An 18,966-nucleotide genomic window follows, 5' to 3' on the forward strand; every position below is an offset into this window, starting at 1 on the left:
ATATTAAAGAAACAATCTAATGTTTTAGGAGGGTATTATGACTATTAAGATAGTAACAGATTCATCTTGTGATTTAGGTATTGATTTTGTAAAAAAAAATAACATAGAGTTTGTTCCATTATTATTAAATTTAGATGGTGAAAATATAGAAGATGATTTAGGCAAGAGTTTAGGATATAGAGAATTTTATGATAAATTAAGGGAAGGTAGTATGCCTAGTACTTCACAAATAAATATTTATACTTTTGAAGAAAAGTTTAGAGAGTTATTAAATGAAGGATATGAAATATTATATGTAGGTTTATCTTCTGCTTTAAGTGGAACTTTTAATAGTGCAAATATGGCTAGAAATAATATATTAGAAGAAAATCCTAATGCGAAAATATCTGTAGTTGATAGTTTATCAGTAAGTATGGGTGTTGGAATGTTAGTAAAAAAATCTTGCGATATGATAGAGGAAGGTAAGGATTTAGAATATATTACAACATGGATTGAAGAAAATAAAAATAAAGTCATTCATTCTATATTAGTAGATGATTTAAAACATTTAAAAAGAGGGGGAAGAATATCGGCATCTACAGCAGCGGTAGGATCGTTATTAAATATAAAACCTATACTTAAAATAGATAATAATGGAGCTGTTGAAGCTACAGAGAAAATAAAAGGAAAAAAGAAAGCACTAAAATATTTAGCTACAGTTGTTAAAGAAAAAGCTGTAAATATCGAAAGTGAAACATTATATATAATGCATGGTGATGCGTTAGAAGAAGCTCAAGTATTAAAAGATATAATTTTACAGGAATTAAATTTTAAAGAAATAAAAATACAATATATAGGAACTGTTATAGGAAGTCATGGAGGACCAGGAACTATTGCAACTATATTTTGGGGTAATGAAAGATAAGTGAATTTAAATATTAATTTAGCAAAATTAATTATGTTTTTGTTAAATTAATATTTTTTTTATAAATAAAAATAGTTACTCACCGATAATAAGAAGAGAAGTTACTTAATTTATAGGAGAGTTTAAATGAAAAAGAAGACAATAAGTTTAAGATTTATTATTACTTTTATAATAGTTATGTTAGTTGCTATAATTTTATTTACATCAACATTACTTAATTATATAACAGTAAAGAAAAGTGTATCTAAAGAAGTTGAGGATAAGGCCAAGCTTACATCTAAGCAATATTCAGATGAGGTAAAGGAGTGGTTAAATGAAGAAATAGGAGTATTAGAGGAAATGTCTAGAACTATTTCTGTTGTGAATAATTTTGAAAATTCTTTTATAAAAAATTATTTAAAAAAACAAGGAGATGAAAAAGGTTTAACATTTTATATGTCTTTAGTTAATGGTACATATATTGGGAGTGATGATTGGATACCTGATTCTGATTATAATACATTAGAAACAGAATGGTATAAAAGTGCATTTGACAAAAAAGATACAGTAATAGGAAATCCATATGTAGACTCTGCAACAGGAAATATTATAATAACTATTTCAGTACCTATAAAAAATTCAGAAAATACAGAAGAAATACTTGGAGTATTGGCTAGTGATATAAATATATATAATTTACAAGAAATAATAAGTAAAAAGTCTATGGGAGAAAAGGACTATTCATTTATAGTGGATAAAAATGGAATAATAATTACACATAAAAATGAAGAATTTATGACAGGTAAAAAAGAATTATCATCTATAAATTCAGGAAGTTTAATGAATTTTGTAAATGATATAAAAAAGAATGATTCAGGTATTGTGAAATCTGTAGATTACGATAATGTTAAAAAATATTTTGCTTATAATACTATAGAAGGAATGGATTGGATATATGTTATTGCTATTCCAGAAAGCCAACATTTAAATAGTATTAATATTCTTTTAAAAACTTCAATAAGTATTTTTGTAGTTTCAGTAATAATAACTATAATTATTGGATATTTTGGCTTGACTTTAATAGTTAATCCTATAAAAAGATTGCAAAAAGAAGCAGCACTACTGTCAGAAGGTAATTTTAGTGGAGTTATTAAAAATACTTCAAGAAGTGAAATAGGAGATTTAATTAATAGTTTTAATACTATTAATGAGAAGCAAAGTATATTTATAAATAATCTTAAAGAGATAGTTAAAGAAACTAATGAAAAGAATAGTGAATGTAAAATTGAAATGGATAAGATATCAGAATCAGCAGGTGAAATAAAGAGTGGTATTGAAAATATAACTGAAGGAATTAATGAACAAGCTAAAGATATGATTAATATGGTTGATGAATTAAATAACCTAGCTGATGGAATTGTTAATATTGAAGGTATGTCTAAAGAATTATTAAATATGAGTGATTTAGTTAAAAGTAAAAATTCTGAATCTATTGAGCTTATTAATAATATCAAGGAAAATATACTGGCTAATTTAAATAGTGCAGAAAATTTAAATGAAGGGATTGTAAACTTATCAGAAAAATTTAATTCAATAAATAATATTACAAATACAATAAGGGGAATTGCTGAACAGACAAATCTTTTAGCATTAAATGCAGCAATAGAAGCAGCAAGAGCTGGAGAACAAGGCAAAGGGTTTTCTGTTGTAGCAGATCAAGTAAGAGAACTTGCTAATCAATCATCGGAATCAGTGAATGAAATACAAGAAATAATAAAAGAAATATCATTATTAGTATCTAATGTTAGAGGAGAGGTAACAGAAACTTTAACAATTGCTAAAAATTCAGATGAACAAATTAATAAAACTATGGGTGAATATGAGCAAATTGTAAAAACTTCTGAAAATCTTATATCTGAAATATATAAAGTAGGTAATGAAATTAAAAAGGTAAATGAAAACCAAAAAGAAGTCATGACTAATGTTGATAATACTGCACAAATAACAGAAGAGCAATCAGCATATATAGAAGAAATTAATGCTATAATACAAAATCAAACAGAATCTATTGAAGAAGTTAAAAATGTAGTTTATGAAATAAATGAGATAAGTAATATCATTGATGAAAATGTATCTAAGTATAAAACTAGAGAATAAAAAGTAAATATAAATAGTAGATAGGAATAGTATAATGTAAGTAAGTATTTCGTTTTAGGTAGGTATAATGGTTAGGACATATGCATACTCAGCTAATTTTGATAAAGAATTAGAAAAACTTTTTAGAGAAGCAAAATTTTTAGGGGAAGGTCATAATGGAATAGTTTATGAACTTCCTGAAAATAAAGCTGTTAAGATATTTACTAATAAAGATATATGCAGGGAAGAAGCTAAAATATTATATAAAGTAAAAAGGTCTAAATATTTTCCAAGAATTTTTAGGTGTGATAGATATTATATACTTAGAGAAAAGGTTAAAGGAAAGAGACTTGATCACTATATTAAGGAAAATGGAATGTCTAAAAAACTTGTGATGAATTTATATAAACTTATCAATGAAATGAAAAGATTAAAGTTTTCTAAGTTAGATGCAAGGTGTAGAGATATATATGTTGATGAAAATGAAAATTTAAAAGTAATAGACCCAAAGCAATGTTATACAAGAAAAGTTTCATTTCCAAGGCATTTAATGAAGGGGTTAAAAGGAATAGATTATTTAGATATATTTTTAAAGTATATGCGAGAAATTGATTATGAAAGTGCAAAGAAGTGGGAAATGAAATTTGAAGAGTACTGCAATGAAGAAGAATAAAGAGATGGACTGTTTGTTAAAAGAACAGTCCATTTTTCATGCTGATAAATTTATGAATATTATTTTATATTTATGAAAAAAATAATGAAGTAGTTTAAAGTGATTATTATTTTTTACATAAAGGAGGAAATATTCATGAAAAATTATGTTGAAATAGTAGATGTAGTTGCTAGGCAGGTATTAGATTCAAGGTGTTTTCCAACTGTAGAAGTAGAAGTTTATCTTGAAGACGGAACTATGGGCAGAGCGGCAGTTCCTTCAGGAGCATCTACAGGTATTTATGAAGCAGTAGAATTAAGAGATGGGAACAAAGACTACTTCATGGGAAAAGGTGTTTTAAAGGCAGTAGAAAATGTTAATGATACTATTAGCGAAGAATTAATAGGATGTAACGTATTTGATCAAACTTATATTGATAAAATATTAATAGAACTTGATGGAACTAGCAATAAGGGGAAATTAGGAGCTAATGCTATCCTGGGAGTTTCCTTAGCAGTGGCACATGCAGCAGCAAATTATTTAGGAATACCACTATATCAATATGTAGGAGGAGTTAATGCTAAAGTTCTTCCAGTACCTATGATGAATATAATAAATGGTGGTTCACATGCAGATAATTCTGTAGATTTACAAGAGTTTATGATAATGCCAGTAGGATTTGATTCATTTGATAAGGCAGTTCAAGCTTGTGGAGAGATTTATCATTCTTTAAAGAAAACATTAAATGATAAAGGATATTCAACAGGTGTAGGAGATGAAGGCGGTTTTGCACCTAACTTAAAATCAAATGCAGAAGCAATTGATGTTATTTTAGAAGCTATTACTAAAGCAGGATATGAACCAGGAAAGGAAATCTTTATTGCTATAGATGCAGCTTCATCTGAATATTATAAAGATGGTAAATATGTATTAGAAAATGAAGGCAAGACTTTAAGTGCCACTGAAATGGTAGATTTCTTTGAAGAGTGGGTTAATAAATATCCAATAATTTCAATTGAAGATGGTATGGCAGAAGAAGATTGGGAAGGTTGGAAGTTACTAACTGAGAGATTAGGCGATAGAGTTCAATTAGTAGGCGATGATTTATTTGTTACTAATACAGATAGATTAAGTGATGGAATATATAGAGGAGTTGCTAATTCAATACTTATTAAATTAAATCAAATAGGAACTCTTACAGAAACATTAAATGCTATAGAAATGGCAAATAGAGCTGGTTATACAGCAGTTATTTCTCATAGAAGTGGTGAAACTGAAGATACAACTATAGCAGACCTTGTTGTGGCAGTAAATGCTGGACAAATAAAGACTGGTGCCCCTGCTAGATCTGAAAGAGTAGCAAAATATAATCAATTAATAAGAATAGAAGAAGAATTGGATGATGTTGCTGAATATAGAGGTAAAAAGGCATTTTTTAATTTGAAGTAATTTAAAAAGGCATTTCAATTTTAAGAAATGCCTTTTAAGTTATGAAAAGTAAAGAAAATAAATGACAGAATATGTAGCTTGCTTGTAATTTATAACTTATTATGGTATGATTAAACCACATAATTAAGAGGAATTACATATGGGAGGTGCACCATGTTAACTAAAATTTTATTTGCAATTGAAATTGTAGTAGGATTAATTGTTGTAGTATCAATATTAATGCAAAAAAGTAAAGCTGATGCTTTAAGCGGACTTATTCAAGGAAGTAAAAATGAAACTTTCTTTGCTAAAAATAAAGGAAGAACAAAAGAAGCATTATTAGCAAAGGTTACAATGATTTCAATGTTATTATTTGCTATTAATACAATAGCTTTAAACGTAGTTAAATAGATTATACATAGATCGCTATAAAGTATAGTGGTCTATTTTATTGTTAATAATTAAAGTAGGATAAAATATATTAAAGAATATAAGTTTATATGAATAAAATATAGATATAAAAATGGAGGAATAAATTTATATGGGAATAAAAGAAACATTGTTAAGCTTCATGAGAGAAGAAGCTTACAGGCCAATGGATATTCAAGAGCTTGTAGCTGTTTTTGATATAAGCAAGAATGAATATACAGATTTTAAATGGACTTTAAAGATAATGGAAAAGGAAGGACTTATCGTAAGAACTAAGAAGGATAAATTTGCAGTTCCAGAGAGAATGGGATTAATAACAGGAAAATTACAGGTACACAAAAAGGGATTTGGGTTCTTAATTCCTGAAAATGAAGGTGAAAATGATGTATTTATACCAAGTTCATGTATGAATGGTGCCATGAATGGTGATAGAATATTAGTTCAAATTACGAGAGATGATTTAAATGGCAAGAAAAGAGAAGGAGAAGTTGCTGAAATACTAGAAAGAGCAAATACAAAAGTTATTGGAGTTTACGAGGAAAGTAGAAACTTTGGATTTGTAGTACCAGAAGATACAAGACTTACACAAGATATATTTGTTTCTAAAAAAGATAGCAATGGAGCAAAACATGGAGATGTGGTAATAGTCAAAGTTGTTAAATGGGCAGATAAGAGAAGAAGTCCAGAGGGAGTAATAACTGAAGTATTAGGTAAAAAGGGTGAAAAGGGTCTTGATATATTAACAATAATCAAAAAGCACGGACTTCCAGAAGAATTCCCAGAAAAGGTTTTAAAATATGCTGAAGGAATATCAGAAGAAATAGATCCAGCTGAAATTGCTAGAAGAAGAGATATAAGAGATTTAAGAATGGTCACTATTGATGGAGAGGATGCCAAGGATTTAGATGATGCTGTATCTATCGAAAGATTGGCTAATGGCAATTATAGATTAGGGGTGCATATTGCTGATGTTTCACATTATGTTAGAGAAAAAAATCCACTAGATAAAGAAGCTTTAAAAAGAGCAACTTCTGTATACTTAATAGATAGAGTTATTCCAATGCTTCCTAAAAAATTATCAAATGGTATATGTTCATTAAATCCAAATGTAGATAGACTTACATTAAGTTGTTTTATGGAAATAGACCATAAGGGTAAAGTTCTAGCTCATGAAATTGATGAAACAGTAATTAAAACAAACGAAAGAATGACTTATACTGATGTAACTAAAATATTAGAAGGCAAAGCTGATGAAGAGCTATTAAATAAATATGATTATTTAATAGAAGACTTTAAGACTATGGAAGAGTTGTGCTTAATTTTAAGAGAAAAGAGAAGAAAAAGAGGAGCAATTGACTTTGATTTTGAGGAATCAAAGATAGTGCTTAATGAGCTTGGACGTCCAATTGATATAAAACCATATGAAAGAGCAATAGCTAATAGAATAATAGAAGAGTTTATGCTTGTATGTAATGAAACTATTGCTGAAAATATGTATTGGCAGAATTTACCGTTCGTTTATAGAGTACATGAAGAGCCAGATGATGAAAAGCTTCAAAGATTTAGAGATTTTATTTATAACTTAGGATATACAATTAAATCTTCACAAGAGATACATCCAAGAGCTCTCCAAGAAATCTTAGAAAAGGTTCAAGGTAAACCAGAAGAAACAGTGGTAAGTACACTTTTACTTAGAAGTATGATGCAAGCTAGATATTCACCAGAATGTGCAGGACACTTTGGTTTAGCAGCACAATACTATTGTCATTTTACTTCTCCTATAAGAAGATATCCTGATTTACAAATTCATAGAATAATTAAGGAAAATCTAAATGGTAAGATAAATGATAAAAGAAGAGAAAGACTTGCAGTTATTGTAGATGAAGCAGCAAAACAATCATCTGAAATGGAAAGGTTAGCAGAAGATGCTGAAAGAGAAGTTGATGATTTAAAGAAAGCTGAATATATGATGGATAGAATTGGAGAAGAATATGATGGAATAATTTCATCTGTAACTTCATTTGGTATTTTTGTGGAATTATCAAACACCATTGAAGGATTAGTTCATATTACAGATTTAGATGATGATTATTATGTATATGATGAAGCACATTTAATGCTTATTGGTGAAAGAACTAAGAATATCTATAGATTAGGTGATGCGGTAAAAGTAAGATGTAGCAGAGTAGATATTGATAACAGAGAAATATTCTTTGATATAGTTAAGAATGAAGGAGAAAAAGAAGAAATAGTTCCAAGTAAAAGAACGGCTTCAATAATTGCTGAAATCAAGAAAGAGTTTGGACCAAAAGAAGAAGGTCAAAAAGAGGAAGATGAAGGTATGTAAATAATTATATAGAAGTTATTTGCAGTTAAACGCTACGCTAATTAAACTACAAGTTAATAAGCACTGCGTTAATTTTAGTTTCAAATGTTTATTATTTTGTTATAATAAAAGAAAAAGTACGTAATAAATAAAGTGGGTGGAAAAAGTGGCAAGGGTTAAAAACAAAAACAATTTAGCTGAAAATAGAAAGGCTCGTCATGACTATTTTGTAGAGGAGACTATAGAAGCAGGGATAGCTTTAGTTGGAACTGAAGTAAAATCTATTAGAGCTGGTAAATGCAATTTAAAGGATTGTTATGCAGATGTAAGAAATTGTGAAGTTTTTATTTACAACATGCATATTAGTCCTTACGAACAAGGAAATATATTTAATGTTGATCCATTAAGAGAAAGAAAGTTACTTTTGCATAAAGAGCAGATAGCTAGATTCAATGGATTAATAGCAAGAGAAGGATATACGCTAATTCCTTTATCTGTATACTTAAAAGAGGGAAAAGTTAAGGTGGCTTTAGGATTATGTAGAGGTAAAAAGAATTATGATAAGAGAGATTCTATGTTAGAAAAAGCCCATAAGAGAGATATGGAAAGAGCACTTAAAGAGAGAAATAGATAATTATAAAAACAGATGTATTAGAAAAATTTTAGGTACATCTGTTTTTTTTATCATAAAATCACCAAAAATGAAGCTAGGTATATTATAAAATATAGGACTAGCTAAGATACTTATTTCACTTTACGAGAATAGGGGGTGTGTCATATATCCCATAATAAATATAAAAAAGACAAAAATGCTGGAAGAAATGAAACTGGTTATTCTGAAGAAACAATTAATAAATATAATAATTATACATTACAAGATTTGCAAGATATAGAATTATTGCAGACCCAATGGAAAGCTCAATTAATTTTAGTATTAGGATATTTATTAGAATATACAGCTTCAGTTCAAGGGATAAATATATTACAATTTAGAATTAAAAGGAGAAATGAAATTTTTCAAGCTGGCCAATATGGTGATAAAGAAGAAAGTGAGCTAATTAATGAAGTTGCAGATGAATTTGAAGATATGGGAATTAATGTTGATGCTACAGCAGTATTAGCAGCTCAATTAGAATTATTTGGACAAACTATATTAACACCGATTTATTGGACGAAGTATCAAAGATTACCACATAATTTAGATACTGAAGATTTTTTAGTTACTAAAAGTGCAAATAAAGAAATATTTATTGGAGCTGTATTAGAAGAAATAGCATATATTTTTAATTTGATAGGAACTACTGCATTATATCGGGAGAATAGTACAGGTGATACAAATAATGTAGATGATTAGTTTTTATATTTTTTATATAGGCTATTTAGTGTTTTGAGTATAATACCATATAGTATATATTACTATAAAAATAAGTATATATTTATAGTAATATATACTATAATAGTAATAATGGATAAGTGTAGGAGATAGATAGGATTAGAATATATCCTGCTGATATATAAAGTGAGGGATAAGAAATGACATTAAATATAATTGATATAGCCAAATTAGCAGGTGTATCAAAATCTACAGTTTCAAGATACTTAAATAATGGCTATGTTGGAGCAGAATCCAGGGAAAAAATAAAGAAGGTAATTGATGAGACTGGTTTTATGCCACAAAGTTATGCTAAATCATTAAGGACTGGTAAGACAAACCTTATTGGAGTAATAGTGCCAAAGATATCTACAGAAACAGCACCAAGAGTTGTACAAGGAATCACAGAAGTGTTATCGGAAAATAATTATGATGTACTGATAGCTAACACTAACCTTTCAGTGGAAAAAGAATTTGAATATTTAAATATTTTTAAAAATAATCAAGTAGATGGCGTAATATTCATGGGAACTAAAATAACTCCAAAACATAAGAAGATTATGGATAAGTTAAATGTGCCAATAGTTGTGGTGGCACAGTATATGGATAACTATCCTTGTGTATATCATGATGATTTTAATGCTGCAAAATATATGACAGAGTATCTTATAGGAAAAGGTCATAAGAATATTGGTTTCATAGGGGTTTATGAAGAAGATAGATCTGTTGGTCTTGAGAGAGAAAATGGATATATAGCAGCTTTAAAAGAAAATAATATAGAGATGGATATAGAAAATTTAAAAGTGGGAGATTTCTCTTATGAAAGTGGTTATAAATTAGCTAATGATCTTATAAATAAAAAGAATACACCAACAGCGATTTTTGCAGTTACGGATAATCTAGCTATAGCTGCCATAGATTGTTTGAAAGATAAAGGTTTAAATATACCAAAGGATGTAGCAGTGGTGAGTATTGGAGATACTAGGATTTCAGAAGTTGTTTCACCAAAATTAACTACAATTCACTATCATTACAAGACATCAGGTAGAAAGAGTGCAGAAATAATGTTGGAATTATTAAAGAGTGGGATAAAAATATCAAAAACTGTTAAAAAAAATATTAAGCTTTCATATATACTTATAGAAAGAAATAGTGCATAATGAAATAATAGTAAGATGTAAATTTTATATTTGAAAATATGGGAACGATACCTTGTATTGCAAATTTATTTTGAAACTTATGAAAAGGTTTTACAAAGTGAGGTATTGCCAGTTTACACTGGTAAATATTTAATCAGGTATACACCACAGCTTCCATGCTATAGAATTAGGACTTATAGCAACAACAGGATTTAATTGGAGCTGCCATTGGTGGAGCAGCAGCTGGAGCTTATGTAGTAGCTACTAAAGTTCAAATGACAGCAGTTGGAGTTACAGCTTTACCAGCTATAGCTATTACAACTAGTGATACGATGCTAAATTACTGTATAGGATTAGTTATTGCAGGAGCAGTTTCTTTTATTGCTACTTTTATTATGGGAATTAAAGAAGAAGCGTAAAATAGTGTCAAAAACAATAAATATTAATATAATATAAATTATGAAGTGATAGAAGTTGTTAGGTTTGTATAGCTTTTATCACTTTTTTTATAAAAATTATCTGTTAATCTTTGATACTGTTGTTAAAGAAAATAGTATTTGTAGACGAAAAATTATAATATGAGAGATTGATTTATAATGAGTGTTATGGAATTATATAAGAGGGGAAAAGGTGGAGTAGAAGAATGAAAAAGTATGTTCTAGGAAATGTACTAAGATTATTTATTTATATTCTTAATGGAACAGATGAAGAATTATTTCTACACGGTCACAGAGTTGCATACATATTATTAAAATATTTACAAGAACAAGGCAAATACAGTGAAGATGAAATAAATCAAATGGTGCAAATAGCCATTTTACATGATATTGGCGCTTGTAAATTAGAAGAAAAATTTAAACATGATAAATCTGTAACAGCAGATTTGAGTAATCATTCAGTATTCGGATATATATTTTTAGAAAATTACACTGTTTATTCTACAGATATGGCTGAGATATGTTTATATCATCATCTTCCGTATGATAAATATTCTTTAATAAGTATTAGATATAAAGAAATAGCTATTTTGTTTAATATATTAAATGATATTGATAATATATATATAAACGGGCTTAGTTTAAACATGGGAAAATTATTAAGCCATATTGATGAAGAGTTTACTATAGAAGTTTGTAATATTTTTTCAAAAATAAATGAAGATGATATTTTATATAAGAAGATAAGCAGTGGAGAATATTTGAGTGAACTTTATAATTATTTAGACACTATAGAAATATCAAAAGAAGAGTTAGAGCAGTTTATCAAGATGATAATACAATGTAATAATTTTAGAAGTAGAGGTACATTAGAACACTCTATAACTGTAGAAGTAATTACGTATAATTTATATAAGCTTTTAGGAATAGTAAGAGAAGATATGGATACTATTTTACTTTCAGCTTTTTGTCATGATTTAGGGAAGTTATTTACTCCTATAGAAATATTAGAAAAGTCAGATAAATTAACTTATGAAGAAATGGAAATAATGAAAGAACATGTTATATATACAGGTATGATTTTAAAGGAACTTGGATTGGAATATGTAGGAAGAATAGCAGAGATGCATCATGAAAAGTTAGATGGAACTGGGTATCCATATGGGCTTAAAGATGAAGAAATACCTATGGAAGCTAAGATATTGGCAGTAGCTGATATTTCAAGTGCATTAATGGAAAAGAGGCCTTATAAAGAAAAGTTTTCTAAAGATAAAACTCTTGATATATTAAAAGCTATGGCAGATGATAATAAAATTGATAAAAATATAGTAAATAAAGTTATAGAGAACTATGATTATCTTGTAGAGATATGTGAAAAAGTAAGAAAGAAAAATAACTCTAAGTATAATGACTTAATTAGAAAATATAATGAAATAAATAATCAATATGAGGAACTTTGTAGAGATAAAACTGAAAGTTGACAATAAATTTTAAATGAATTATAATTAAATCCTAATAAGAAACTTATTAGGATTTAAAACTTAATATGGATGGTAAGTAAGCTATCATATCATATTACTACATGGGGGCGTTTTGGCTTCGACGGGGGTAAGATGGGTTTGATAAGCGAGCCGAGGCAAGCATGTCACCTCGATAATAAAGTATGCATTAAATATAAACGCAGAAGATAATTTTGCATTAGCAGCTTAATTTAACGCTGCTCATCAGCCCTGTGTGCCCACGCATAGGATTACTGGTGTCATTAAAGTGGGGAACGAAGTTTAGCAAAGCTTTGAGCTAAAGGGGTATTTATGAAGCTAGGGAATCAGGAGTTTGTTTGTGAGCGAACTGAGGACCGAAATTTTAGTCACAAACTATGCTCGTAGAAAGTCAGACTGGTCTGCTTTCGGACATGGGTTCGACACCCATCGCCTCCACCACAATAAGCCGTGAAAATTTTTCACGGCTTATTTCTTGTATAAAGAAAACCCTTGCTATGAAAAGGTGCTTAGAAAAGCTTTAGTTGGATTATCAAAATATTGACCAAATATGTATATAATGGTAGAATGACGTGTAAAAATAATAGGTAAACTCTTTAGAGTAGCTTTTTTTTATATCAACTTAGTGTACTTATGAAACAATAAATTACTTTGGGGGAGAAATATGCACAGAAGAAAACTATCAGCCTTAATTATGTTAGCAACCACTTTTAACTTTTCAGCACAAACTATAGATGTTTTTGCTAGTGAGATAAAAGAAGACATCAAATTATCTAGAAGTATATCAAATGAAGAAAATGGAAATATACAATTAAATCAATCTAAAGTAAGTAAGTTTGATTTACTTAATAGTAGTTATTTAGAAGAGTATAATAAAGCTTTTAAATTAGATAATTCTAAAATAATTTCAATAACTAATAACGGAGGACAATATTCATCATCAAACATATATAAAGCTATTGATGGAAGCTTTAGTACTCATTGGGAAACAGGAAAAGTTAACAGTGAAACCTTTGAAAATGAAGTAATACTTACACTAGATGAAGTAACGAAATTAAATAGAATAGTATATGGTGCAAGACAAGATGGTGCCAAAGGTAAAGGTTTTGCTGAAGAATTTGAAATATACTCTTCACTTACAGACAATGAAGATGATTTCACTTTAGTAAGCCAAGGAAAATATACAGATTCTACTAGAGATATAGTAGAAATAGAATTTGAAGAAACAGAATTTAAAAGAGTAAAATTTAAATTCAAAAAAGCTAATCAAAATTGGGCATCTGCCTCAGAGTTTATGCTTTATAAAAAGGATACACTATCTGAAATAATAAATAATATTTTTACAGATGGTACAATGACAAAGTTAAAAGATGAATATAACAATATAGATGTAATAAATAATTTAGAAGCGGAACTTAATAATCATCCTTTAAAAGAACAATTAGTATATTCTATAGATTTAGCAAAAGAAATTTTAAAAGGTGATAAAGATTACTCAGATAGAACATTTACACTGACACAATATGGTGATACACATGCAAAAGCAAGAAATCAATTAAAAATGTCTACTTTTGGTACAGACTTACAATCTACAGGTATAGTGGCAAAACCAGGACAAGTATTTAGAGTTTTTGTTGATGCAGAAGATGGGGCACCACTTCCAACAATTGCATTTACTCAGCAAGAAGGTAGATTTGGTTACTGGAAAAAAGAGTATCAATTACAAAAGGGTATGAATGTTATAACAGTACCTGAAATATATAGTGACTCATGGAGTATGAAATCTACAAAGGGTGGAGCAGTATATTTAATAAATAAATATATACCTGAACAACAAGGAAAAGCCCCAGTTGTACGTATAGAAGGTGGAGAATTCTTCCCATCATTCAAACCAGGAGATGATAAAGAAAAATTCTTAAAATTATTAAAAGAATATAAAGAAAAGCTAGATAAAGATCCTGAAAATACAGTTGATATATATGAATTCAGTACAAAAAGAGTATTATACACAGGAACTGCAAAAGCAGCATATCAAGTATATGTAAATGAAAACGTAGATGTTGAAGAAAGTGTAGATGTTTGGAATAAGAAATTCCAAGAAGCATTTGATTTTGCTGGATTAAAAGATGATACTAGCGATCCAGATAATGATTCTACAAATGTTAGAACAGCAGTAAGGTTAATGCAACCTTATGGTGCAGCTTATGCATATACTGATCATATAGGTATTCAAAGACATATACAAGAAATTGTATTAAGAACTGATGAAAGTAGTATAAACAGTGTACTTTGGGGAATGCTTCATGAAGCCGGACACCAAATGGATATAAAGGCAAGAGAGTGGGGCGAAGTTACTAATAATATGTGGGCAAACAATGCTTATATAAAAAATGGATTAAATGATAGAGTACAATATGATAAATTATATGAGTATTTAGCACCAGAGAAATCATTAAAAACGTACGAAGAATTAGATTATTCTGAAAAACTAGGAATGTTCTGGCAGTTACAAATAAAGAAAAATACTTATTGGCCAGAGTTAGAAGCATTATATAGAAAGAGAAAACCTAATCCTAGCACTACACAAGAAAAGCAAGATTTATTTGCTGAATATTCATCAGAAATTATAGGTATGAATTTAAGTAATTATTTTGACAAATATGGATTTAAATTATCAGATGAATGTAAAAATAGATTAAAAGAGAAATACTCAAATGTAGGACAAAAAATATGGTATTTAAATACTAGTGCTATGAATTATGAAGGAAATGGATTTGAAAACAAAGATACTTCTTTAGAAGTTTCATTATCAAAATCAAATTCTGGAATAAAACTAAGCATGAGTATTGCTAGTGAAGCAAAAGATGACTTCCTTGGTTATGAAATAGTGAAAAATGGAAAAGTGATAGGGTTTACTACATCTGGAACTTATACAGATTCAGAGGCAACTAATACAAATGAAAATATAAATTATGAAGTAATACCTTATGCAAAAAATTTATCAACAGGTGATAAAGTACAAATAAATTCATTAACACCAAGCATAAGTATTCAACAAGAAACTATAACATTAAATTTAAATGAAGAATTTAATGCTATGGATTATGTTAAAGGATTTACTCACTCAGGAAGTGACATAACATCAAAAGTTAAATTTGAAAGTAATGTAGATACTACTAAGCATGGAAACTATCAAGTTAAATATATAGTAGAAGATAATGATGTAACTTTTAATAAAATATTAAATGTAAAAGTAGTAAGTGACTATGATTATTTATCAGATTTTGAGTGGAAATCTGTATCAACAGCATGGGGGACTCCAAGAAGAAACTCTAATATACAAGGTAGAGTAAATGGAAATATAAAAACATTTGAAAAAGGTTTTGGAATACATGCTAATGGTAAGATAACTTACGATTTATCAGATAAAGAATATGATACATTTGAGGCATTACTTGGAGTTGATCAATCATCAATACAACCAAATAATAATTCAAGTATCAAATTTAAAATAATAGCAGATGGTAAAGTTTTAGCATCTACAGATGTTTTAAGATATTATGACAACATGGCTTATGTAAATGTTCCTGTATCAGGTGTTAAAGAGCTTGTAATTGAAGTTTCTGATGCTGAAAATGGAAATACAGCAGACCATGGACTAATAGCTAATCCAAAATTAACTACAAATAATGCTAAACCAAAAATTATAGCAGAAAATAAAAACTTAAAACTTGGACAAGATTTCAATCCAAGAGAAGGTGTTGAAGCAATTGATGTGGAAGATGGAAATTTAACATCAAAAATTGAAATTGAATCAAATAGTTTTGAAAAAGATAAAATAGGAAAATTTGAAGTTGTATATAAAGTAACTGATAAAGATAACAATGTAACAAGTAAAAAAATATATGTTACAGTATCTGAAGATTATACAGTTACAAAATCTAAGTATGGGCAGTTCTCAAATTTAGATGGATATAACGAAGAGTTTAAATTACCTATAGTATGTGCAAAAAATAATGCAGGAAATTACGGAAACAGTGTAATAGGCAATGCAATAGATGGAAAAATAAATACTCATTGGGAGACAAACTCTCCAAATAATAGTTCATTTAAAAATGAAGTAACATTTGATTTAGGTGAAGTTCAAGAAATAAGCAAGATGGCATATGCATCAAGGCGTGACGGAAATAACAAAGGTTTTGCTACTGAATTTGAAATATATGTATCAGAAAGTGAATCAGGAGATGATTTCTATTTAGCAGGACAAGGCTCATATTCTGGAGCAATAAGCGATACTGTTGAATTTAATATGAGCAAAGTAAATGCAAGAAGAGTGAAGTTTAAATTTGTAAAAGCAAGTGGAGAATGGGCAAGCTTTGGTGAAGTGGCATTTTATAAAGAAGATAAATTAGCAGATAAAATGGCTGGTTTATTTACAGATGAAAACAAAACAGAAGTAGCACAAAGCTATAATACTTTAGAAAAATTAGAAACTTTAAGAGAAGAAGTTAAAAATCATCCAGCATATGAATTATTCAAAGTTGAATTGGATAACGCTGAAAAAATAATAAAAGCTAAATTCCCAACTTTAACATTTGAAGAATTTACAATGATTGAGAAAAATACTGAATTAAATTTAATGGATGGAGTAGTTGCAAGTGATCAAGAAGATGGCAACATAACTTCAAATATAGTAGTAAATGATGGTGGATTTTCATCAAACAAAGTAGGAACATACAAAGTAACATACACAGTAACTGATAGTGATTCAAATATAACTACAAAGGAAAGAACAATAGTAGTTTATGGTCAAAGTAAATATTTATCAGATATGAATTGGGAGTCAGCTACAACTGGATGGAGAAGTGTTGTTAAAGATATGGCAGTTGGCTCAACTAATAAGATTAAACTTAACGTAGATGGAACTGTTAAAACTTTTGATAAAGGTATTGGTGCTGCAACAAATGCTAAAATAGTATATAATTTAGATGGAAATTACAACTATTTTACAACATATGTGGGAACAGATAAAAACTATAACTTAGGAAGTACAACAATAAGATTTAGAATACTTGCTGATGGAAAAGAAGTTTATACTTCTGATGTAATAAAAACAAATACTCCTGCAGAATATGTAAGATTAGATGTTACAGGAGTTAAAGAACTTACTTTAATTGCTGATGATGTAGATGGAAACTTAGTAGGAGATTTTGCATCTTGGGCAGATACTAAATTATATAAAAATTATTCAAAACCAGTAATAGAAGGTAAAGATTTAGCAGTATTTAATGTAAATGAGGAAGTAGATTTACTTCAAGGAATAACAGCAACTGATTATGAAGATGGAAACTTAACTTCTAAAATAAATGTAAAAACAGATTATGAAAAAGGAAAAGTTGGAATATTTGATGTTGTATATTCTGTAACAGACAGTGATAACTTAACAACTGAATTTACAAGAAAAGTAGCAATTACAGATGAAGAAACTTATGTATCTGATTTAGAATGGAAATCAGCAATAATAGGTTCAGGGGCTATAGGTAAAGATAAATCAGTAAGACAACAACCTATAAAACTTTTAAATGAAAATGGAACTTATGATACTTTTAAAAAGGGTATAGGAACTCATTCTTATTCAGAAATAGTATATGATTCAACAGGATATGATATATTTGATACTTGGGTAGGTCTTGATGAATTTGTATCAAATCAAAGTGCATCAAGTGTTATATTTAAGGTTTATGTAGATGGTAAATTAAAAGTAGAAACTGATGTTATGAAATCAAATTCACCAAAACAACGTTTAATGGTAGATGTTAGAAACTCTAATGAAGTTAAATTAGTAGTAGATTCAGCAACTAATGGTATTACTTGGGATCATGCAGACTGGGCAGAGGCAAGATTTAGAAATATAGCAAAATTTAATACAGCTAAATTAGAAGAAGTTTTAACAAAAGCTGAAAATATAAATTTAAATAATTATACTCAAGAATCTATTGAAAGATTAGAAAATGCAATAAATGTTGGTAAAGAAGCTTTAAGTTCAGCTAATCAAGAAACAATAGACAAAGCTATTGAAAAATTAAAAGAAGCTATGGATTCATTAGTAGAAGTTAATTTAAATGAAATAGTGCAAATAAAAGATGAATTTTTAAAAGCTAGTATACAAAAAGAACTTGGAATATCAGGTGAAATAACAGTTGGACAAATGAGAAAGCTTACTTCACTAAAAGTATCACAAGTAGAAAGTTTAGAAGGGTTACAACATGCCATAAACTTAGAATCATTAGATATAGACTATAATGAAATAAGAGATTTATCACCACTTAAAAATCTTAAAAAATTAAAAGATTTAAAAGCAAATGTTTTAGGTGGATTAATTCCAGGCAGTATTTATTCAAAAGATAATAAAGCAATTGTAAACTTAGATGTTATAAATAGAAATGGTGAAAAATTATTACCAAAATCAGTAATAGTGAAGCATAATAAAACACATGAATATACTACTTTAGATATAAAAGATTGTGTAGATGAAAATGGAGTTGTAACAATAGATACTACAAATTTTGACTCATATATATATACAATTACTTTAGTATATGAAGATGAAGTTGATAATTATACATCACAATTTATGTTTATGCTTGATAATAGATAATAATATA

The 18,966-nt window shown here is 28.3% G+C and carries 12 protein-coding genes and 1 other RNA gene; all 13 read left to right on the forward strand.

From position 1 onward, the window contains the following. Positions 1-37: 37 nt before the first annotated feature. Positions 38-904: a DegV family protein gene (locus BHW04_RS02570; RefSeq protein ID WP_302698767.1), complete on the forward strand. Its 867-nt coding sequence runs from the start codon at positions 38-40 to the stop codon at positions 902-904. A gap of 126 nt (positions 905-1,030) precedes the next feature. Further along, positions 1,031-3,040 carry a methyl-accepting chemotaxis protein gene (locus BHW04_RS02575; RefSeq protein WP_022211041.1) on the forward strand — a complete coding sequence of 670 codons (2,010 nt, stop codon included), beginning with the start codon at positions 1,031-1,033 and terminating at the stop codon, positions 3,038-3,040. A gap of 67 nt (positions 3,041-3,107) precedes the next feature. Beyond that, entirely contained in the window at positions 3,108-3,692 is a 585-nt protein-coding gene (locus BHW04_RS02580; RefSeq protein WP_022211042.1) for a hypothetical protein, read from the forward strand. Between the two features lie 135 nt (positions 3,693-3,827). After that, complete coding sequence (gene eno / locus BHW04_RS02585; RefSeq protein WP_302698769.1) at positions 3,828-5,120, forward strand: phosphopyruvate hydratase; 1,293 nt, start codon at positions 3,828-3,830, stop codon at positions 5,118-5,120. A 153-nt stretch (positions 5,121-5,273) separates the two neighbouring features. Continuing rightward, positions 5,274-5,510, forward strand: a complete 237-nt coding sequence (gene secG / locus BHW04_RS02590) for a preprotein translocase subunit SecG (protein ID WP_302631261.1) — start codon at positions 5,274-5,276, stop codon at positions 5,508-5,510. 130 nt (positions 5,511-5,640) lie between these two features. Further along, positions 5,641-7,875: a ribonuclease R gene (gene rnr, locus BHW04_RS02595; protein WP_186835034.1), complete on the forward strand. Its 2,235-nt coding sequence runs from the start codon at positions 5,641-5,643 to the stop codon at positions 7,873-7,875. A 145-nt stretch (positions 7,876-8,020) separates the two neighbouring features. After that, entirely contained in the window at positions 8,021-8,488 is a 468-nt protein-coding gene (smpB, locus tag BHW04_RS02600; RefSeq protein ID WP_302698772.1) for an SsrA-binding protein SmpB, read from the forward strand. A 135-nt stretch (positions 8,489-8,623) separates the two neighbouring features. Beyond that, the gene (locus tag BHW04_RS02605) at positions 8,624-9,208 is read left to right on the forward strand and encodes a hypothetical protein (RefSeq protein WP_022168156.1); all 585 of its coding nucleotides are present in this window, start codon (positions 8,624-8,626) and stop codon (positions 9,206-9,208) included. Between the two features lie 179 nt (positions 9,209-9,387). Beyond that, a complete protein-coding gene (locus BHW04_RS02610; RefSeq protein ID WP_302698775.1) occupies positions 9,388-10,386 on the forward strand; it encodes a LacI family DNA-binding transcriptional regulator in 999 nt (332 codons plus the stop codon). A gap of 254 nt (positions 10,387-10,640) precedes the next feature. Continuing rightward, a complete protein-coding gene (locus tag BHW04_RS02615; RefSeq protein ID WP_302632183.1) occupies positions 10,641-10,784 on the forward strand; it encodes a hypothetical protein in 144 nt (47 codons plus the stop codon). Between the two features lie 224 nt (positions 10,785-11,008). Then, positions 11,009-12,283 carry an HD-GYP domain-containing protein gene (locus BHW04_RS02620; protein ID WP_302698777.1) on the forward strand — a complete coding sequence of 425 codons (1,275 nt, stop codon included), beginning with the start codon at positions 11,009-11,011 and terminating at the stop codon, positions 12,281-12,283. Positions 12,284-12,386: 103 nt separating this feature from the next. Beyond that, positions 12,387-12,742, forward strand: a transfer-messenger RNA (tmRNA) gene (ssrA, locus tag BHW04_RS02625). Between the two features lie 223 nt (positions 12,743-12,965). Further along, positions 12,966-18,959 (forward strand): NPCBM/NEW2 domain-containing protein, encoded by a 5,994-nt coding sequence (locus tag BHW04_RS02630; RefSeq protein WP_302698778.1) that lies wholly within the window; start codon positions 12,966-12,968, stop codon positions 18,957-18,959. Positions 18,960-18,966: the final 7 nt, after the last annotated feature.

Source organism: Clostridium sp. 29_15 (assembly GCF_001916075.1).
GTDB lineage: Bacteria > Bacillota > Clostridia > Clostridiales > Clostridiaceae > Clostridium > Clostridium lentum.